Consider the following 19426-nt stretch of genomic DNA (forward strand, 5'->3'; position numbering starts at 1 on the left):
CGACGCAGGCTGACTGCACGGAGCCGACGCCGGCCGACTTGCACAGAGCCGGCGCAGGCTGACTGCACAGAGCAGACGCCGGCCGACTGCACAGACCCGGCGCAGGCTGACTGCACAGACCCGGCGCAGGCTGACACCGCGGATCCTGGCCGGGCTGACACCGGAGATCCGGCTCAACCAGCGGGCACCGACGGGTGATTCGCGGCGGTTGCGCGAGGGCGGGGCGGACAGGTGATCGGCCCCGCCCAAAGGATTCGACGGGTCTTTCCCCCTGACTCAGGCGATGGTCACCGTCATACTGGCTGGCGGTGGGAAGCAAGCCGCACCCTGTCCGCACGGCCCACCACCCCGCACAGCCGCCCCCGCACCTTCCCTGACCAGGATCCGGAGCCCTTGGCATGACCGTCTGCCTGCTCCTGTTGAGCGTCGTCGCCCTGACGGCCGCCGTACCCGTCCCGCGGGCACTGACGCGGGCCACCTGGCCCGAGCGAGAACCCGTGGTCGCGCTCTGGGTGTGGCAGTGCCTGGTCGCCACCGTCCTGCTGTGCTGCCTGACGGCCCTGGCCCTGGGCACCGCCGCAGTCTTCGGTACGGTGCGCGCCCAGCTCTTCGCGCCGGCGCCGCCGTCGGTGACCGAGGCGTACGACCTCTCGTCCGCGCCCGCCTGGGCGGCCGCGCTCAGCGTGCTGCTGGCCTGCGGTGCCGCCTGGACGACCGCGATGCTGGCCCGCGAGCTCGTCGAGGCGCGCCGACGACGTGGCCAGGCCAGGGCCCACCTGCGCGAACGCGCACCCGACCTGCCCGCCGGACTGGGCTCGGCGCGCGGCCCGCTGCTGGTGCTGGAGGACGAGTACCCGGACGCCTGGTGGATGCCCGGCAGCCCGCCCCAGCTGATCGTCACCACGGGCGCCCTGCACCGTCTGACCGACCACCAGCTCGACGCCGTACTCACCCACGAGCGTGGCCACGCCCAAGCCCGCCACGACTGGCTGCTGCACCTGTCCACCGCGCTTGCCACCGGCTTCCCCCGCATCCCGTTGTTCGCCCACTTCTGCGACCAGACACACCGCCTGGTCGAACTGGCCGCCGACGACACCGCGTCCCGTCGCTGCGGTCACCTCACGACGGCACTGGCCCTGATCGAGCTCAACCAGCACCGGGGCGTTCTCTCCTGCTCCTCCAGCAATCGCCTCCTGGGCGAACGCGTCAACCGCCTCCTCCAGCCCCCACCCCGCCTGGGCCGCCGCCACCGCGCCCTCACCACGACACTGGCGGCGCTGGTACCGCTGCTCCCCCTCCTGATCACGTTCGCGCCAGGCCTCACGGCACTGGGCTGACGCCGATTCCGGGGCAGGAGCACCGGCGCAGCCGGTCATGTGGACTCGACGCCGGGCCCACTCCAACCCTCGGTCCCCCATCCCGACCGCTAGGTCGTGTCCGCAAAGTCCCGCCGGGGCAGGCGGGACTTTGCGGACACGGCCTAGGCCCAGTCCTCCGGCTCGGCGTCCGTCTCAGGCCAGTCGTCCGCCCCAAGATCCGCCCCGGTGTCCACCTCGGCCGCCGCCCCCGCACCGGGCTCCCCCCGTACCGACCGCAACACCTCGAGCACCCCCTCGCCATATGTCGCCAGCTTCTTCTCCCCCACCCCGCTGACGCCCCCGAGTTCGCGCACGGAAGCCGGCCACACCGTGACGATCTCCCGCAACGTCGCGTCATGGAAGATCACATATGCCGGAACCCCCTGCTCCCGAGCCTGCTCGGCACGCCAGGCACGCAACGCCTCGAAGGCGGGCACCAGTTCCTCCGGCAACTCGGCCACCGCGGCCTTCGCCTTGCGCTCCCCCCGCCCGGATCCTGCGGAACCCGAACCCGAACCCGATCCCGCAGCCGACCGCGCGGTCACCGGCTTCTTCGGCTCCTTGCGCAGCGGCACCTCCCGCTCCCGCCGCAGCACGGCACCACTGGTCTCCGTCAGCACGAGCGTGCCGTACTCCCCCTCGACCGCGAGCAGGCCCTGCGCCAGCAACTGCCGGATGACGCCGCGCCATTCGCCCTCGGTCAGCTCCTCGCCGATACCGAAGACGGACAGCTGGTCGTGGTCGAACTGAATCACCTTGCCCGTGCGCTTGCCGAGCAGGATGTCGACGATCTGCACGGCACCGAACTTCTGCCCCCGCTCCCGCTGCAGCCGCACCACCGTCGACAGCACCTTCTGCGCCGCGATCGTGCCGTCCCAGGTCTCCGGCGGCGTGAGGCAGGTGTCGCAGTTGCCGCAGCCCACCGGATCGGGGTCCTGGCCGAAGTAGGCGAGCAGCTGACCGCGCCGGCACTGGGCGGTCTCGCACAGCGCCAGCATCGCGTCCAGGTGCGCGGCGGCCCGGCGCCGGAACGCCTCGTCGCCCTCGCCCGACTGGATCAGCTTGCGCTGCTGTATGACGTCGTTGAGGCCGTAGGCCATCCAGGCCGTGGAGGGGAGTCCGTCCCGTCCCGCACGGCCCGTCTCCTGGTAGTAGCCCTCGACCGACTTGGGCAGGTCGAGGTGGGCGACAAAGCGGACGTCCGGCTTGTCGATGCCCATCCCGAAGGCGATGGTCGCCACCACGACCAGGCCCTCCTCCCGCAGGAACCGGGACTGGTGCGCCGCGCGCGTTCCCGCGTCCAGGCCCGCGTGGTAGGGCACCGCCTCGATGCCGTTGCGGGTGAGGAACTCGGCCGTCGCCTCCACCGACTTGCGCGACAGGCAGTAGACGATGCCCGCGTCGCCCGCGTGCTCCTCCCGCAGGAAGCTCAGCAGCTGCTTCTTCGGGTCGGCCTTCGGCACGATCCGGTACTGGATGTTGGGCCGGTCGAAGCTCGCCACGAAGTGCCGGGCGGTCGGCATGTTCAGCCGTGCGGTGATCTCCTGGTGCGTGGCACGGGTGGCCGTCGCCGTGAGCGCGATCCGCGGGACGTCCGGCCAGCGCTCGCCGAGCAGCGACAGGGCCAGGTAGTCGGGGCGGAAGTCGTGGCCCCACTGGGACACGCAGTGCGCCTCGTCGATCGCGAAGACCGCGATCTTGCCGCGCGACAGCAGGTCCAGCGTCGAGTCGAGCCGCAGCCGCTCCGGGGCCAGGTAGAGCAGGTCCAGCTCACCCGCCAGAAACTCGGCCTCCACCACCCGCCGCTCGTCGAAGTCCTGCGTGGAATTGACGAACCCGGCGCGCACACCGAGTGCCCGCAGAGCGTCCACCTGGTCCTGCATCAGCGCGATGAGCGGCGAGACGACGACGCCGGTACCCGGTCTGACGAGGGACGGAATCTGGTAGCACAGCGACTTCCCGCCGCCGGTCGGCATGAGCACGACGGCATCCCCGCCGCCCGTCACATGCTCGATGACCGCCTCTTGCTCGCCCCGGAAGGCCTCGTACCCGAAGACCCGGTGCAGCGCCGCCAGCGCCTCGCTCTCGGCCCCGCCCGCCGCCTCGGTCACCCTTGGCATCTCCCTGATCCCACCCGTCGCGCCCATCGCCATGTCCCCCGTACGTCGTCCTTCGACCACTGCCTCCACGATAGGGGCCGCCACGGACACCGCCGGAGTTATCCACAGGCTCGCCCCCCGACCACAGCGGAGCGGCCCGCCCCCTCCCACCCCCGACCGCGACGGAGCGGCCTCCTCCCACCCCGCTACAACAACGGCGACCCGGCTCCCCTCCCTGGGAAGCCGGGCCGCCACCATGTCCAGAGGGCGCCGGGTCAGCGCACGAACACCCCGGCCTGGTTCGCCAGGTCCAGGAAGTACTGGGGCGCCACACCCAGCACCAGCGTGACCGCGACGCCGACCCCGATCGCCGTCATCGTCAGCGGCGACGGCACCGCGACCGTCGGCCCCTCCGGCTTCGGCTCGCTGAAGAACATCAGCACGATGACGCGGATGTAGAAGAACGCCGCGATCGCGGACGAGACCACACCGACCACGACCAGCGGGCCCGCCCCGCCCTCCGCCGCCGCCTTGAACACGGCGAACTTCCCGGCGAAGCCGGAGGTCAGCGGGATGCCGGCAAAGGCCAGCAGGAACACCGCGAACACGGCCGCGACCAGCGGTGAACGCCGGCCGAGTCCGGCCCACTTGGACAGGTGCGTCGCTTCGCCGCCGGCGTCGCGCACCAGCGTCACCACCGCGAACGCGCCGATCGTCACGAAGGAGTACGCGGCCAGGTAGAAGAGGACGGACGACACACCGGACGGCGTGGCCGCGATGACACCCGCGAGGATGAAGCCGGCGTGCGCGATCGACGAGTACGCCAGCAGCCGCTTGATGTCGGTCTGCGTGATCGCGACGATCGCACCGCCCAGCATGGTGACGATCGCCACGCCCCACATGACCGGCCGCCAGTCCCAGCGCAGGCCGGGCAGCACGACGTACAGAATGCGGAGCAGCGCACCGAACGCGGCCACCTTCGTCGCCGCCGCCATGAACCCGGTGACGGGCGTCGGCGCCCCCTGGTAGACGTCCGGCGTCCACATGTGGAACGGCACCGCGCCCACCTTGAACAGCAGGCCCATGACGATCATCGCGGCGCCGATGAGCAGCAGGGCGTCGTTGCCCATGGTGTCCGCGAGGGCCGGGGTCACCTCCGGGACCGTGCCGTCGACGACCTGCGCGATCGTCGCGTACGACACCGAGCCGGAGTAGCCGTACAGCAGCGCGATGCCGAACAGGGTGAACGCGGACGCGAAGGCACCGAGCAGGAAGTACTTGACCGCGGCCTCCTGCGACATGAGCCGCTTGCGGCGGGCCAGGGCGCACATCAGGTACAGCGGCAGCGAGAAGACTTCCAGAGCGATGAAGAGTGTCAGCAGGTCGTTGGCCGCCGGGAAGATCAGCATGCCCGCGACCGCGAACATCAGCAGCGGGAACACCTCGGTCGTGGTGAACCCGGCCTTCACCGCTGCCTTTTCACCCTCGCTGCCCGGCACGGACGCCGCCTGGGCGGCGAAGGAGTCGACGCGGTTGCCGTGCGCGGCCGGGTCGAGCCGCCGCTCGGCGAAGGTGAACAGGCCGACCAGGCCCGCCAGCAGGATCGTGCCCTGCAGGAAGAGCGCCGGCCCGTCGACGGCGATCGCTCCCATCGCCGCGATGCCCGACTTGGTCGTGGCGTACCCGCCGGCCGCCAGCGCCACGACCGCGGCGAAGGCCGCGACCAGCGCCACAACGGCGACGAACACCTGGGCGTAGTAACGCGACTTGCGCGGAAGGACCGCCTCGATCAGCACTCCGACGACCGCCGCACCGACGACGATCAGGGTGGGCGACAGCTGTCCGTATTCGATCTTCGGCGCGTCGATCTTCGAGATCGGGTCGGCCGCGGTTGTCCACAGGCTGTGGACGGCTGATGCGCTCACTTGGCCGCCTCCACCTCGGGCTGGGGGTCCTTCTTCTGTACGTCGGACATGGTCTGCTTGACCGCCGGGTTGACGATGTCCGTGACGGGCTTCGGGTAGACGCCCAGGAAGATCAGCAGTACGACCAGCGGGGCGACGACCACGAGCTCACGCACCCTGAGGTCGGGCATCGCGGAGACCTCCGGCTTCACCGGGCCCGTCATCGTCCGCTGGTAGAGGACGAGGGTGTAGAGCGCGGCGAGCACGATGCCGAAGGTGGCGATGATGCCGATCACCGGATAGCGCGTGAACGTGCCGACCAGGACCAGGAACTCACTCACGAAGGGCGCCAGTCCCGGCAGTGACAGGGTCGCCAGACCGCCGATCAGGAAGGTGCCCGCGAGCACGGGTGCGACCTTCTGCACACCGCCGTAGTCGGCGATGAGCCGCGAGCCGCGCCGGGAGATCAGGAAGCCGGCCACCAGCATCAACGCGGCCGTCGAGATCCCGTGGTTGACCATGTACAGCGTCGCGCCGGACTGGCCCTGGCTGGTCATCGCGAAGATGCCCATGATGATGAAGCCGAAGTGCGAGATCGACGCGTACGCGATCAGGCGCTTCATGTCCCGCTGGCCGACCGCGAGCAGCGCCCCGTAGACGATGCTGATCAACGCCAGCACCATGATGGCGGGCGTCGCCCACTTGCTGGCCTCCGGGAACAGCTGGAGGCAGAAGCGGAGCATCGCGAAGGTGCCGACCTTGTCGACGACCGCGGTGATGAGGACGGCGACCGGTGCGGTGGCCTCCTGCATCGCGTTGGGCAGCCAGGTGTGCAGCGGCCACAGCGGCGCCTTCACCGCGAAGGCGAAGAAGAAACCGAGGAACAGCCAGCGTTCGGTGTTCGTCGCCATGTCGAGCGAGCCGTTGGCGCGGGCTTCGGCGATCTCCTGGAGTGAGAAGTTCCCGGCGACCACATAGAGGCCGATCACCGCGGCCAGCATGATCAGTCCGCCGACCAGGTTGTAGAGCAGGAACTTCACGGCCGCGTACGACCGCTGCGTCGATGCCACCTTCTCGCCGTGCTCGTGGGCACGGTCCCCGAAGCCGCCGATGAGGAAGTACATCGGGATGAGCATGGCTTCGAAGAAGATGTAGAAGAGAAAGACGTCGGTGGCCTCGAAGGAGATGATCACCATCGCCTCGACGGCCAGGATCAGGGCGAAGAAGCCCTGCGTGGGCCGCCAGCGCCTGCTGCCGGTCTCCAGCGGGTCGGCGTCGTGCCAGCCCGCGAGGATGATGAACGGGATCAGCAGCGCCGTCAGCGCGATGAGTGCGACCGCGATGCCGTCCACGCCGAGCTCGTAACGGACCCCGAAGTCCTTGATCCAGGAGTGGGATTCGGTGAGCTGGTAGCGGTCGCCGTCCGGGTCGAAGCGGACCAGCACGGTGACCGCGAGGGCGAGCGTGCCGAGCGAGAAGAGCAGCGCCAGCCATTTGGCGGCGGTGCGCTGCGCGGCCGGTACGGCGGCCGTGGCGATCGCCCCGATCGCCGGGAGCACCGCCGTGGCTGTCAGCAGAGGAAAGGACATCGGTATCAGACCGCCCTCATCAGCAGGGTCGCGGCGATGAGGATCGCCGCACCGCCGAACATCGAGACCGCGTACGACCGCGCGAAGCCGTTCTGCAGCCTGCGCATCCGTCCGGACAGGCCGCCCATGGAGGCCGCCGTACCGTTGACGACTCCGTCGACCAGGGTGTGGTCGACGTACACCAGGGAGCGCGTGAGGTGCTCGCCGCCGCGGACGAGGACGACGTGGTTGAAGTCGTCCTGGAGCAGATCGCGCCGGGCGGCCCGGGTGAGCAGCGACCCGCGCGGGGCGACGACCGGGACCGGTCGGCGGCCGTACTGGGCGTAGGCGATCGCGACGCCGATGACCATGCACGCCACGGTCGCGCCGGTGACCGCTCCCGCGCTGATGGGCGGGTGACCGTGGGCGTGCCCGGTGACGGGCTCCAGCCAGTGGATGAAGCGGTCGCCGATGCTGAAGAACGCACCGCCGGCCACCGACCCGACGGCCAGCACGATCATGGGGATCGTCATGACCCTGGGTGATTCGTGCGGGTGCGGCTCCGCGTGCTCGCCGCGCGTCTCGGCGGCGGGCTCCACGCTGGGCTCGGCCGGGGACGGGGTCGGGGCGTGGCGCCAGCGTTCCTCGCCGAAGAACGTCATCAGCATCACGCGCGTCATGTAGAACGCCGTGATGGCAGCGCCCAGCAGCGCGCAGCCGCCGAGGATCCAGCCCTCGGTGCCGCCCTTGGCGAACGCCGCCTCGATGATCTTGTCCTTGGAGAAGAAGCCGGACAGACCCGGGAAGCCGATGATCGCGAGGTAGCCGAGGCCGAAGGTGACGAAGGTGACCGGCATGTACTTGCGCAGGCCGCCGTACTTGCGCATGTCGACCTCGTCGTTCATGCCGTGCATGACGGAACCGGCGCCGAGGAACAGCCCGGCCTTGAAGAAGCCGTGCGTCACCAGGTGCATGATCGCGAAGACGTAGCCGATGGGGCCGAGGCCCGCGGCGAGGATCATGTAGCCGATCTGCGACATGGTCGAGCCGGCCAGCGCCTTCTTGATGTCGTCCTTCGCGCAACCGACGATCGCACCGAAGAGGAGCGTGACGGCACCGACGATGGTGACCACCAGCTGGGCGTCGGGCGCGGCGTTGAAGATGGCGCCGGAGCGGACGATCAGGTAGACACCCGCCGTCACCATGGTCGCGGCGTGGATGAGGGCCGAGACCGGGGTCGGGCCCTCCATCGCGTCCCCGAGCCAGGACTGCAGCGGCACCTGGGCGGACTTGCCGCACGCGGCGAGCAGCAGCATCAGGCCGATGGCGGTGAGCTTGCCCTCGTTCGCCTCACCGACCAGGCCGGGCTCTCCCTCGGTGCCGAGCAGCGGCCCGAAGGCGAAGGTGCCGAACCACAGGAACATCAGCATGATCGCGATCGACAGGCCCATGTCCCCGACGCGGTTGACCAGGAAGGCCTTCTTCGCGGCGGTGGCGGCGCTGGGCTTGTGCTGCCAGAAGCCGATGAGGAGGTAGGACGCGAGGCCGACGCCCTCCCAGCCGACGTACAGCAGCAGGTAGTTGTCGGCGAGGACGAGCAGCAGCATCGCCGCGAGGAACAGGTTCAGATAGCCGAAGAAGCGGCGGCGCCGCTCGTCGTGCTCCATGTACCCGACCGAGTACAGGTGGATCAGCGACCCGACGCCGGTGATCAGCAGCACGAACGTCATCGACAACTGGTCGAGCCGGAAGGCGATGTCCGCCTGGAAGCCCTCGACCGGGACCCAGCTGAACAGGTGCTGGGTGAGGGTGCGGTGTTCGGCGTCCTTGCCCAGCAGATCGGCGAAGAGGATCACACCGAACACGAAGGAGACGAACGACAGAAGCGTGCCGAGCCACTGGCCCACGGCGTCGAGACGCCGGCCGCCGCACAGCAGTAGGGCCGCTCCGAGCAGGGGCGCCGCGATCAGCAGCGCAATCAGGTTCTCCACGATTCTTCCGACCCCTCAGAGCTTCATCAGGCTGGCGTCGTCGACCGAGGCCGAGTGGCGGGAACGGAACAGCGACACGATGATCGCGAGCCCGACGACGACCTCGGCGGCGGCGACGACCATCGTGAAGAAGGCGATGATCTGGCCGTCGAGATTGCCGTGCATCCGGGAGAAGGCGACCAGCGCGAGGTTGCAGGCGTTGAGCATGAGCTCGACGCACATGAAGACGACGATCGCGTTGCGCCTGATCAGCACGCCGGTGGCACCGATCGTGAACAACAGGGCGGCGAGATAGAGGTAGTTGACCGGGTTCACTTGGATGCCTCCTCGGGCCGCTTGAAGGCCGACGGCTCGATCGCTGTCCGCTCCAGCCGTTCCTCCGCGCGCTGCTCCAGGGCCCGCAGGTCGTTGAGCGCCTCGGTGGACACGTCACGGATCTGGCCGCGCTCGCGCAGCGTCTTGCTGACCGTCAGCTCGGACGGCGTGCCGTCGGGCAGCAGGCCCGCGATGTCGACGGCGTTGTGCCGGGCGTACACGCCGGGCGCCGGTAGCGGCGGGACGTGCTTGCCCTCGCGGACACGCTGCTCGGCCAGCTCGCGCTGGGTCTTGGCGCGCTCGGTGCGCTCGCGGTGGGTGAGCAGCATCGCGCCGACGGTGGCCGTGATGAGCAGGGCGCCGGTGATCTCGAAGGCGAAGACGTACTTGGTGAAGATGAGGGCCGCGAGGCCCTCCACATTGCCGTTCGCGTTCGCCTGGGCGAGGCCGTTGAACTCCGTGAGCGCGGCGTTCCCGATGCCCGCGACGAGCAGGATGCCGAAGCCGAGGCCACAGAGGAGGGCCAGCCACCGCTGGCCCTTGATGGTTTCCCTCAGGGAGTCCGCGGCCGTGACGCCGACGAGCATCACCACGAACAGGAACAGCATCATGATCGCGCCGGTGTAGACGATGATCTGCACGACGCCCAGGAAGTAGGCGCCGTTGGCGAGATAGAAGACCGCCAGGACGATCATGGTCCCCGCGAGGCAGAGCGCGCTGTGCACGGCCTTCTTCATGAAGACGGTGCACAGGGCGCCGATCACGGCGACGGTGCCGAGGATCCAGAACTGGACGGCCTCTCCGGTGGACGTGGAGTAGGCGGCGAGCTGCTCGGTCATCGGCCGATCACCTTCCCCGACGCCGGTTCGTCCTCGCCGAAGGTCGAGGCGGCCTCCTGGGGGACTTCTCCCTTGGAGAGGGCCACCTGGCGCTCGGTGCCGGGCGCGGCCTCCGTCACCAGACCCCGGTAGTAGTCCTGCTCGTCGGTCCCCGGGTAGATGGCGTGGGGCGTGTCGACCATGCCGTCTTCCAGGCCGGCGAGCAGCTGCTCCTTGGTGTAGATGAGGTTGGCGCGACTGGAGTCGGCGAGCTCGAACTCGTTGGTCATCGTCAACGCGCGCGTGGGGCACGCCTCGATGCACAGGCCGCACAGGATGCAGCGGGCGTAGTTGATCTGGTAGACGCGGCCGTACCGCTCGCCCGGCGAGTAGCGCTCCTCGTCGGTGTTGTCGGCGCCCTCCACATAGATGGCGTCGGCGGGGCAGGCCCAGGCGCACAGCTCGCAGCCGACGCACTTCTCCAGGCCGTCCGGATGGCGGTTGAGCTGGTGCCGTCCGTGGAAGCGCGGAGCGGTGGTCTTCTGCTGCTCCGGGTACTGCTCGGTCAGCCGCTTCTTGAACATGGCCTTGAAGGTCACGCCGAAGCCGGCCACGGGGTTCAGGAAACCGGGCTTGGTCTCCTTGGGCTCCTCAGCCATCGGACGCCTCCTTTCCATCCAGAGATCCGTCACTCTGAGTATCGGGCCCACCACTGACAATCAGCTCCCGCTCCCGGCGCGGGCGGCGCCGCGGCACGGGCGGAAGCTCCTGTCCGGGCAGTGGCGGTACGGGGAATCCGCCCGCCATCGCGTCGAAGGCGGCGGGTTCCTCGACGCCTTGCGCGCCTGCCTTCGTCCGTTCGCGGAACATGTCCGCGACGAAGGAGAGGATCAGCAGCGCGAGGACGCCACCGCCCACGTAGAGGGCGATGTCGGCGAATTCGTAGTTCTCGTTGCGCAGAGTCCGCACGGTCGCGACGAGCATCAGCCAGACGACGGAGACCGGGATGAGGACCTTCCAGCCGAGCTTCATCAGCTGGTCGTAGCGGACGCGGGGGAGCGTGCCGCGCAGCCAGATGAAGAAGAACAGCAGCAGCTGAACCTTGATCACGAACCACAGCAGCGGCCACCAGCCGTGGTTCGCGCCCTCCCAGAAGGCGCTGACCGGATACGGGGCCCGCCAGCCGCCCAGGAAGAGCGTCACCGACACCGCCGAGACCGTCACCATGTTCACGTACTCGGCGAGCATGAACATCGCGAACTTGATCGACGAGTACTCGGTGTTGAAGCCACCGACCAGGTCGCCCTCGGACTCCGGCATGTCGAAGGGGGCGCGGTTGGTCTCGCCGACCATCGTCACGATGTAGATCACGAACGACACCGGCAGCAGGACGATGTACCAGCGGTCCTGCTGCGCCTCGACGATCGCCGAGGTCGACATCGACCCGGAGTAGAGGAACACCGAGGCGAAGGCGGCTCCCATGGCGATCTCGTAGGAGATCATCTGCGCGCAGGACCGCAGGCCGCCGAGCAGCGGGTAAGTGGATCCGGAACTCCAACCCGCAAGGACGATGCCGTAGATGCCGACCGAGGCGACGGCGAGGATGTAGAGCATCGCGATCGGCAGGTCGGTGAGCTGCATCGTGGTGCGCTGGCCGAAGATCGAGATCTCGTTGCCTGCCGGACCGAAGGGGATCACCGCGATCGCCATGAAGGCCGGGATGGCCGCGACGATCGGTGCGAGGACGTAGACCACCTTGTCCGCGCGTTTGACGACGACGTCTTCCTTGAGCATCAGCTTGATGCCGTCGGCGAGCGACTGGAGCATGCCCCAGGGGCCGTGCCGGTTGGGGCCGATGCGCAGCTGCATCCAGGCGACGACCTTGCGCTCCCAGACGATGGAGAACAGCACGGTCACCATCAGGAAGGCGAAGCAGAACACCGCCTTGATGACGACCAGCCACCAGGGGTCGCGGCCGAACATCGAGAGGTCTTCAGCGGCGAGGTACGGGCTCATGCCTCCACCTCCTTCGGGGACTCGGCCGCAAGGGTCGCCGGGCCGATGCGGACGAGTGAGCCGGGCAGCGCCCCGGTGTCGGAGGCGACGCCGCCACCGGTGGAGTTCAGCGGGAGCCAGACCACCCGGTCGGGCATCTCGGTGATCTGCAGCGGGAGTTCGACGACTCCGGAGGGGCCGGTCACGGCCAGCACGTCGCCGCCCTTGACGCCGGCCTCGGCCGCCGTGGCGGCCGACACGCGCGCGTGGGCCGCGTGCCGGGTACCGGCGAGCGCCTCGTCGCCCTCCTGGAGGAGGCCCTGGTCGAGCAGCAGCCGGTGCCCGGCCAGAACGGCCTCGCCGGCGGCCGGCCGCGGCAACTGGTCGGCGATCGCCAGGGGTTCGGTGGCCCGAGGCCCGTCCCAGGGGCCCAGCCGGTCGATCTCCGCGCGCGTGGTGCGCAGATCCGGCAGACCCAGGTGTACGTCCATGGCGTCGGCCAGCATCTGCAGCACCCGCGCGTCGGTCGGGGCGAGCCGGCGGGTCATCTGATCGGGCTTGAGCGCGGCCTCGAAGAAGCGCACCCGGCCCTCCCAGTTGAGGAAGGTGCCGGCCTTCTCGGCGACGGCTGCGACGGGCAGGACGACGTCGGCGCGCTCGGTGACCTCGCCCGGCCGCAGTTCGAGCGACACCACGAACCCGGCCTCGGCGAGCGCCTCACGCGCGCGTGCCGGGTCGGGCAGGTCGGCGACCTCGACGCCCGCGACCAGCAGGGCCTGCAGTTCGCCGGTGGCGGCGGCCTCGACGATCTGTCCGGTGTCACGGCCGTAGCGCAGCGGGAGATCGGACAGGCCCCAGACGGCGGCGACCTCCTCGCGCGCGCGTGGGTCGGTCGCGGGACGTCCGCCCGGCAGCAGCGACGGCAGCGCACCGGCCTCGACGGCACCGCGCTCCCCCGCCCGGCGCGGGATCCACACCAGCTCGGCGCCGGTCGCGGTGGCGGCTCGGACGGCGGCGGTGAGTCCGCCCGCCACAGCGGCCAGCCGCTCACCGACGACGATCACCGCACCCTCGGCGCGCAGCGCCTCGGCCGCCTCGGCACCCGCGTCCTCCAGCCCGACCCCGCTCGCGAGCGCGTCCAGCCACTCGGTCTCGGTGCCCGGGGCAGCGGGCAGCAGCGTGCCGCCGGCCTTCTCCAGGCCACGCGTGGAGTGCGTGGCCAGGGCGAAGACCTTCTGGCCGTGCTTGCGCCAGGCCTTGCGCAGCCGCAGGAAGATGCCGGGCGCCTCCTCCTCTGCCTCGAACCCGGCCAGCAGGACGGCCGGTGCCTTCTCCAGTGAGGCGTACGTGACGCCCGTACCGTCGAGGTCACGGCCGTGACCCGCGATCCGCGCCGCCAGGAAGTCGGCCTCCTCGCCGCTGTGCACGCGCGCGCGGAAGTCGATGTCGTTGGTGTCGAGCGCCACGCGCGCGAACTTGCTGTAGGCGTAGGCGTCCTCGACGGTGAGCCGGCCGCCGGTCAGGACCCCGGTCCGGCCGCGTGAGGCGAGCAGCCCCTGGGCCGCGATCTGCAGTGCCTCCGGCCAGGAGGCCGGTTCGAGGTCGCCCTCGGCGTTGCGCACGAGGGGCGTCTGGAGCCGGTCGCGCTGCTGGGCGTACCGGAACCCGAAACGGCCCTTGTCGCAGATCCACTCCTCGTTGACCTCGGGGTCGTTGGCGGCGAGGCGCCGCATGACCTTGCCGCGCCGGTGGTCCGTACGCGTCGCGCAGCCGCCGGAGCAGTGCTCGCACACCGATGGTGAGGAGACCAGGTCGAAGGGACGCGAACGGAACCGGTAGGCCGCCGACGTGAGCGCGCCGACGGGGCAGATCTGGATGGTGTTGCCGGAGAAGTACGACTCGAACGGGTCGCCCTCGCCGGTGCCGACCTGCTGGAGCGCGCCGCGCTCGAGCAGCTCGATCATCGGGTCGCCCGCGACCTGGTTGGAGAACCGGGTGCAGCGGGCGCACAGCACGCACCGCTCACGGTCGAGCAGCACCTGCGTGGAGATCGGCACGGGCTTCTCGTACGTCCGCTTCCTTCCCTCGAAGCGGGACTCGGCGTGCCCGTGCGACATGGCCTGGTTCTGCAGCGGGCACTCGCCGCCCTTGTCGCAGACCGGGCAGTCCAGCGGGTGGTTGATGAGCAGGAGCTCCATCACACCCTTCTGGGCCTTCTCGGCGACCGGCGAGGTGAGGTGCGTCTTCACGACCATGCCGTCCGTGCACGTGATCGTGCAGGACGCCATCGGCTTGCGCTGGCCCTCGACCTCGACGATGCACTGGCGGCAGGCGCCTGCCGGGTCGAGGAGGGGGTGGTCGCAGAAGCGGGGGATCTCGATGCCGAGTTGTTCGGCGGCCCGGATGACCAGGGTGCCCTTCGGCACGCTGATTTCGATGCCGTCGATCGTCAGCGACACCAGATCTTCCGGCGGGACCGCCGCCTCTCCCCCTCCCGAGGGAGCATTGGTGGTCACGGTCATGCGTTCACCTCCGTGCGGTGATCGGCCCAGGCCGTCGACTTGGCCGGGTCGAAGGGGCAGCCACGGCCCGTGATGTGCTGCTCGTACTCCTCGCGGAAGTACTTCAGCGAGGAGAAGATCGGCGAGGCGGCGCCGTCGCCGAGGGCGCAGAAGGACTTGCCGTTGATGTTGTCGGCGATGTCGTTCAGCTTGTCGAGGTCGCTCATCACGCCCTTGCCGGCCTCGATGTCGCGCAGCAACTGCACGAGCCAGTACGTGCCTTCGCGGCAGGGCGTGCACTTGCCGCAGGACTCGTGGGCGTAGAACTCGGTCCAGCGGGTGACGGCGCGGACGACGCAGGTCGTCTCGTCGAAGCACTGGAGCGCCTTGGTGCCGAGCATGGAACCGGCGGCGCCCACTCCTTCGTAGTCAAGAGGGACGTCGAGGTGCTCGTCGGTGAACATCGGCGTCGAGGAGCCGCCGGGCGTCCAGAACTTCAGCCGGTGCCCGGGTCGCATTCCGCCACTCATCTCCAGCAGCTGGCGGAGCGTGATGCCGAGCGGGGCCTCGTACTGGCCGGGGTTGGCGACATGGCCGCTGAGCGAGTAGAGCGTGAAGCCCGGGGACTTCTCGCTGCCCATCGACCGGAACCATTCTTTGCCCCGATTCAGAATCGCGGGAACCGAGGCGATCGACTCGACGTTGTTCACAACAGTCGGGCAGGCGTAGAGACCTGCCACCGCAGGGAAGGGGGGACGGAGCCGCGGTTGACCACGGCGGCCTTCGAGCGAGTCGAGCAGTGCGGTCTCCTCACCGCAGATGTACGCGCCCGCGCCCGCGTGCACGGTGAGTTGGAGGTCGAGGCCACTGCCGAGGATGTTCTCGCCGAGGTAGCCGGCCGCATAGGCCTCGCTCACGGCCGAGTGCAACCGCCGCAGCACGGGGACGACTTCACCACGCAGATAGATGAAGGCATGCGAAGACCTGATGGCATAACACGCGATGACAATGCCCTCGATGAGGCTATGCGGGTTCGCGAAGAGGAGCGGGATGTCCTTGCAGGTTCCGGGCTCCGATTCGTCGGCGTTGACAACTAGATAGTGCGGTTTTCCATCACCCTGGGGAATGAACTGCCATTTCATTCCCGTCGGGAATCCCGCGCCGCCGCGCCCGCGCAGACCGGAGTCCTTGACGTACGCGATCAGGTCGTCCGGCGACATGGCGAGCGCCTTGCGAAGCCCCTCGTACCCTTCGTGCCTTCGGTAGACGTCCAGCGTCCAGGACCTGTCCTCGTCCCAGAAGGCCGACAGCACGGGTGCGAGCAGCTTCTCGGGGCTGTTTTCCTTCAGCTCGGGTGCCAACGTCATCACTCCCCCTCCTCGGCGACAGGCCCTGCCGGGTGGGCTGGGTCGGACGCGGACGTTTTCTGCGGCGCGTCGTGCGAGCTGAGGTGTTCAGCCGGCGACGGTTCGTGCATTGCCCTGTCCTGCGGCCCCCCGTGCGGGCCGCCCTCCCGCGGATGGACCACGCGCGCGGGTGCGGCCTCTCCCCTGGCCAGGCGGAGGCCCACCAGCGACGCCGGTCCCGCACTGCCGCTCTCCTCGACGGCCCCGGGCCGCTCGTCGGGGAAGCCGGCCAGAATCCGCGCGGTCTCCTTGAAGGTGCACAGCCGTGCCCCGCGCGTCGGATCGACGGGCCTCCCCGCGCGCAGGTCGTCGACGAGGCGCTTGGCGCTCGCCGGGGTCTGGTTGTCGAAGAACTCCCAGTTGACCATCACGACCGGCGCGAAGTCGCAGGCCGCGTTGCACTCGATGTGCTCCAGGGTGACCTTGCCGTCGTCGGTGGTCTCGCCGTTGCCGACGCCCAGGTGCTCCTGGAGTTCCTCGAAGATCGCGTCCCCGCCCATCACCGCGCACAGGGTGTTGGTGCAGACGCCGACCTGGTAGTCACCGCTCGGCTTGCGCCGGTACATCGTGTAGAAGGTGGCGACCGCGGTGACCTCGGCCGTGGTCAGGTCGAGCATGTCCGCGCAGAACTGCATCCCGGTGCGCGTGACATGGCCCTCCTCCGACTGCACGAGGTGCAGCAACGGCAGCAGGGCGGAGCGGGAGTCCGGGTAGCGGGCGATGATCTCGCGCGCGTCGGCCTCCAGCCGGGCTCGAACGTCGTCCGGGTAGCCGGGTGCGGGCAGTTGGGGCATGCCCAGGCTGACGCCCCGCTCGGAAGAAGAGGTGGTCACCGGTCGACGCCTCCCATCACGGGGTCGATGGACGCGACGGCGACGATGACGTCGGCGACCTGGCCGCCTTCGCACATCGCCGCCATGGCCTGCAGGTTGGTGAAGGACGGGTCGCGGAAGTGGACCCGGAAGGGGCGGGTGCCGCCGTCGGACACGGCGTGCACCCCGAGCTCGCCCTTGGGCGACTCGACGGCCGCGTACGCCTGTCCCGGCGGGACGCGGAAGCCCTCGGTGACCAACTTGAAGTGGTGGATCAGGGCCTCCATGGAGGTGCCCATGATCTTCTTGATGTGGTCGAGGGAGTTGCCGAGCCCGTCGGGTCCCAGAGCGAGCTGGGCGGGCCAGGCGATCTTCTTGTCGGCGACCATGACCGGGCCGGGCTGAAGCCGGTCCAGGCACTGCTCGATGATCCCGAGCGACTGGCGCATCTCCTCCAGGCGGATCAGGAAGCGCCCGTAGGAGTCGCAGGTGTCGGCGGTCGGGATCTCGAAGTCGTACGTCTCGTAGTCGCAGTACGGCTGTGCCTTGCGCAGGTCGTGCGGCAGGCCGGTGGAGCGCAGGATCGGGCCGGTGGCGCCGAGGGCCATGCAGCCGGCCAGGTCGAGGTAGCCGATGTCCTGCATGCGGGCCTTGAAGATGGGGTTCCCGGTGGCGAGCTTGTCGTACTCCGGGAGGTTCTTCTTCATCTTCTTCACGAACTCGCGGATCTGGTCCACCGCGCCTGGCGGCAGGTCCTGGGCGAGTCCGCCGGGCCGGATGTACGCGTGGTTCATGCGCAGGCCCGTGATGAGCTCGTAGATGTCGAGAATCATTTCACGATCACGGAATCCGTAGATCATGATCGTGGTGGCGCCGAGCTCCATGCCACCGGTGGCGATGCACACCAGATGGGAGGAGAGCCGGTTCAGCTCCATCAGGAGCACCCGGATGATCTTGGCGCGCTCGGTGATCTGGTCCTCGATGCCGAGGAGCTTCTCGACGGCGAGACAGTAGGCGGTCTCGTTGAAGAAGGACGTCAGGTAGTCCATGCGCGTCACGAACGTGGTGCCCTGCGTCCAGGTCCGGTACTCGAGGTTCTTCTCGATGCCGGTGTGGAGATAGCCGATACCGCACCGGGCCTCGGTGACGGTCTCGCCCTCGATCTCCAGGATCAGGCGCAGCACTCCGTGGGTGGAGGGGTGCTGGGGGCCCATGTTGACGACGATGCGCTCGTCGTCGGCGCGGGCCGCGGACTCGACGACCTCGTCCCAGTCACCACCGGTGACCGTGTATACGGTGCCCTCGGTGGTCTCACGGGCGGATGCTGACTGCGTGCTCACGAGTACGACCTCCGCTGGTCCGGAGCCGGGATCTGGGCGCCCTTGTACTCGACGGGGATGCCGCCGAGGGGGTAGTCCTTGCGCTGCGGGTGGCCCTGCCAGTCGTCCGGCATCATGATCCGCGTCAGGGCGGGGTGACCGTCGAAGACGATGCCGAAGAAGTCGTACGTCTCGCGCTCGTGCCAGTCGTTGGTCGGGTACACGGAGACGAGCGACGGGATGTGCGGGTCGCTGTCGGGGGCGCTGACCTCGAGGCGGATCAGCCGGTTGTGGGTGATCGAGCGCAGGTGGTAGACGGCGTGCAGCTCGCGGCCCTTGTCGCTCGGGTAGTGGACGCCGCTGACGCCGGTGCACAGTTCGAAGCGCAGGGCCGGGTCGTCGCGCAGGGTGCGGGCGACGCGGACCAGGTGCTCGCGTTCGATGTGGAAGGTGAGTTCGCCGCGGTCGACGACCGTCTTCTCGATGGCGTTGTCGGGGAGGAGCCCCTGTTCCTCCAGCGCGCCCTCGAGTTCGTCGGCGACCTCGTCGAACCAGCCGCCGTACGGCCTGCTCGCCGGTCCCGGGAGCCGGACCGAGCGGACCAGGCCGCCGTAGCCGGAGGTGTCGCCGCCGTTGTTGGCGCCGAACATGCCGCGCTGGACGCGGATCTCCTCGCCGCCCTGGCCGCGCTGGCCGGGGAGGTTGGAGGCGGAGAGGTCCTTCTCGGGATTGACCCCGTTGGAGCCGTTCGCCCCGTTCGCTCCATTGGTGCCGTTCGCGTCGCTCACCGCAGCAGCCCCTTCATCTCGATCGTGGGCAGGGCCTTGAGCGCCGCTTCCTCCGCCTCGCGGGCCGCCTCCTCGGCGTTCACGCCGAGCTTGGAGGTCTGGATCTTCTGGTGCAGCTTGAGGATGGCGTCCATCAGCATCTCCGGCCGCGGCGGGCAGCCGGGGAGATAGATGTCGACCGGGACGATGTGGTCGACGCCCTGGACGATCGCGTAGTTGTTGAACATGCCGCCCGAGGAGGCGCAGACCCCCATGGAGATCACCCACTTGGGGTTCGGCATCTGGTCGTAGACCTGCCGGAGCACCGGCGCCATCTTCTGGCTGACCCGGCCGGCGACAATCATCAGGTCGGCCTGGCGCGGGGATCCGCGGAAGACCTCCATGCCGAAGCGCGCCAGGTCGTAGCGGCCGGCGCCGGTGGTCATCATCTCGATGGCGCAGCAGGCGAGGCCGAAGGTGGCCGGGAAGACGGACGCCTTGCGCACCCAGCCCGCGGCCTGCTCGACGGTGGTCAGCAGGAATCCGCTCGGCAGCTTTTCTTCGAGTCCCATG

The 19426-nt window shown here is 69.4% G+C and carries 15 protein-coding genes; 1 reads left to right on the top strand and 14 read right to left on the bottom strand.

Going from position 1 to position 19426, the window contains the following annotated elements:
- Positions 1-398: 398 nt before the first annotated feature.
- Positions 399-1337 (top strand): M56 family metallopeptidase, encoded by a 939-nt coding sequence (locus ACIBAG_RS39895; RefSeq protein WP_399112302.1) that lies wholly within the window; start codon positions 399-401, stop codon positions 1335-1337.
- 143 nt (positions 1338-1480) lie between these two features.
- Here the strand turns inward: ACIBAG_RS39895 and recQ are convergent, their stop codons facing one another.
- The 14 genes from recQ to ACIBAG_RS39965 all read right to left on the bottom strand — a co-directional run bounded on the left by recQ (position 1481) and on the right by ACIBAG_RS39965 (position 19425).
- Positions 1481-3505 carry a DNA helicase RecQ gene (gene recQ / locus ACIBAG_RS39900; RefSeq protein WP_399112521.1) on the bottom strand — a complete coding sequence of 675 codons (2025 nt, stop codon included), beginning with the start codon at positions 3503-3505 and terminating at the stop codon, positions 1481-1483.
- A gap of 227 nt (positions 3506-3732) precedes the next feature.
- Positions 3733-5382, bottom strand: a complete 1650-nt coding sequence (gene nuoN, locus ACIBAG_RS39905; RefSeq protein WP_399112304.1) for an NADH-quinone oxidoreductase subunit NuoN — start codon at positions 5380-5382, stop codon at positions 3733-3735.
- Positions 5379-6950 carry an NADH-quinone oxidoreductase subunit M gene (locus ACIBAG_RS39910; protein ID WP_399112305.1) on the bottom strand — a complete coding sequence of 524 codons (1572 nt, stop codon included), beginning with the start codon at positions 6948-6950 and terminating at the stop codon, positions 5379-5381. The genes nuoN and ACIBAG_RS39910 overlap by 4 nt, the downstream gene beginning before the upstream one ends.
- A 5-nt stretch (positions 6951-6955) precedes the next feature.
- Positions 6956-8920, bottom strand: a complete 1965-nt coding sequence (nuoL, locus tag ACIBAG_RS39915; protein ID WP_399112307.1) for an NADH-quinone oxidoreductase subunit L — start codon at positions 8918-8920, stop codon at positions 6956-6958.
- Between the two features lie 15 nt (positions 8921-8935).
- A complete protein-coding gene (nuoK, locus tag ACIBAG_RS39920; protein WP_009310327.1) occupies positions 8936-9235 on the bottom strand; it encodes an NADH-quinone oxidoreductase subunit NuoK in 300 nt (99 codons plus the stop codon).
- Positions 9232-10074, bottom strand: a complete 843-nt coding sequence (locus ACIBAG_RS39925) for an NADH-quinone oxidoreductase subunit J (protein ID WP_399112309.1) — start codon at positions 10072-10074, stop codon at positions 9232-9234. Before ACIBAG_RS39925 ends, nuoK begins: the two co-directional genes overlap by 4 nt.
- A complete protein-coding gene (gene nuoI / locus ACIBAG_RS39930) occupies positions 10071-10712 on the bottom strand; it encodes an NADH-quinone oxidoreductase subunit NuoI (protein ID WP_399112310.1) in 642 nt (213 codons plus the stop codon). The genes ACIBAG_RS39925 and nuoI overlap by 4 nt, the downstream gene beginning before the upstream one ends.
- Positions 10705-12069, bottom strand: a complete 1365-nt coding sequence (gene nuoH / locus ACIBAG_RS39935) for an NADH-quinone oxidoreductase subunit NuoH (RefSeq protein WP_399112312.1) — start codon at positions 12067-12069, stop codon at positions 10705-10707. Before nuoH ends, nuoI begins: the two co-directional genes overlap by 8 nt.
- Positions 12066-14570, bottom strand: coding sequence for an NADH-quinone oxidoreductase subunit G (locus tag ACIBAG_RS39940; protein ID WP_399112313.1), 2505 nt, complete (start codon positions 14568-14570; stop codon positions 12066-12068). The genes nuoH and ACIBAG_RS39940 overlap by 4 nt, the downstream gene beginning before the upstream one ends.
- Entirely contained in the window at positions 14567-15916 is a 1350-nt protein-coding gene (nuoF, locus tag ACIBAG_RS39945) for an NADH-quinone oxidoreductase subunit NuoF (protein ID WP_399112315.1), read from the bottom strand. Before nuoF ends, ACIBAG_RS39940 begins: the two co-directional genes overlap by 4 nt.
- The gene (nuoE, locus tag ACIBAG_RS39950) at positions 15916-16788 is read right to left on the bottom strand and encodes an NADH-quinone oxidoreductase subunit NuoE (RefSeq protein WP_399112317.1); all 873 of its coding nucleotides are present in this window, start codon (positions 16786-16788) and stop codon (positions 15916-15918) included. The genes nuoF and nuoE overlap by 1 nt, the downstream gene beginning before the upstream one ends.
- A complete protein-coding gene (locus ACIBAG_RS39955; RefSeq protein WP_399112318.1) occupies positions 16785-18107 on the bottom strand; it encodes an NADH-quinone oxidoreductase subunit D in 1323 nt (440 codons plus the stop codon). Before ACIBAG_RS39955 ends, nuoE begins: the two co-directional genes overlap by 4 nt.
- The gene (locus ACIBAG_RS39960) at positions 18104-18874 is read right to left on the bottom strand and encodes an NADH-quinone oxidoreductase subunit C (protein WP_399112319.1); all 771 of its coding nucleotides are present in this window, start codon (positions 18872-18874) and stop codon (positions 18104-18106) included. Before ACIBAG_RS39960 ends, ACIBAG_RS39955 begins: the two co-directional genes overlap by 4 nt.
- A complete protein-coding gene (locus ACIBAG_RS39965; RefSeq protein ID WP_003998928.1) occupies positions 18871-19425 on the bottom strand; it encodes an NADH-quinone oxidoreductase subunit B family protein in 555 nt (184 codons plus the stop codon). The genes ACIBAG_RS39960 and ACIBAG_RS39965 overlap by 4 nt, the downstream gene beginning before the upstream one ends.
- Between the last annotated feature and the right edge of the window lies 1 nt (position 19426).

The organism is Streptomyces sp. NPDC051243 (genome assembly GCF_044455405.1).
Lineage (GTDB): Bacteria > Actinomycetota > Actinomycetes > Streptomycetales > Streptomycetaceae > Streptomyces.

Bases quoted from the DNA above. Each gene is read 5' to 3' on its own strand.
- ACIBAG_RS39895 (WP_399112302.1), top strand. From the start codon at position 399: ATGACCGTCTGCCTGCTCCTGTTGAGCGTCGTCGCCCTGACGGCCGCC.
- recQ (WP_399112521.1), bottom strand. From the start codon at position 3,505: ATGGGCGCGACGGGTGGGATCAGGGAGATGCCAAGGGTGACCGAGGCG.
- ACIBAG_RS39910 (WP_399112305.1), bottom strand. From the start codon at position 6,950: ATGTCCTTTCCTCTGCTGACAGCCACGGCGGTGCTCCCGGCGATCGGG.
- ACIBAG_RS39925 (WP_399112309.1), bottom strand. From the start codon at position 10,074: ATGACCGAGCAGCTCGCCGCCTACTCCACGTCCACCGGAGAGGCCGTC.
- nuoI (WP_399112310.1), bottom strand. From the start codon at position 10,712: ATGGCTGAGGAGCCCAAGGAGACCAAGCCCGGTTTCCTGAACCCCGTG.
- nuoH (WP_399112312.1), bottom strand. From the start codon at position 12,069: ATGAGCCCGTACCTCGCCGCTGAAGACCTCTCGATGTTCGGCCGCGAC.
- ACIBAG_RS39940 (WP_399112313.1), bottom strand. From the start codon at position 14,570: ATGACCGTGACCACCAATGCTCCCTCGGGAGGGGGAGAGGCGGCGGTC.
- nuoF (WP_399112315.1), bottom strand. From the start codon at position 15,916: ATGACGTTGGCACCCGAGCTGAAGGAAAACAGCCCCGAGAAGCTGCTC.
- ACIBAG_RS39965 (WP_003998928.1), bottom strand. From the start codon at position 19,425: ATGGGACTCGAAGAAAAGCTGCCGAGCGGATTCCTGCTGACCACCGTC.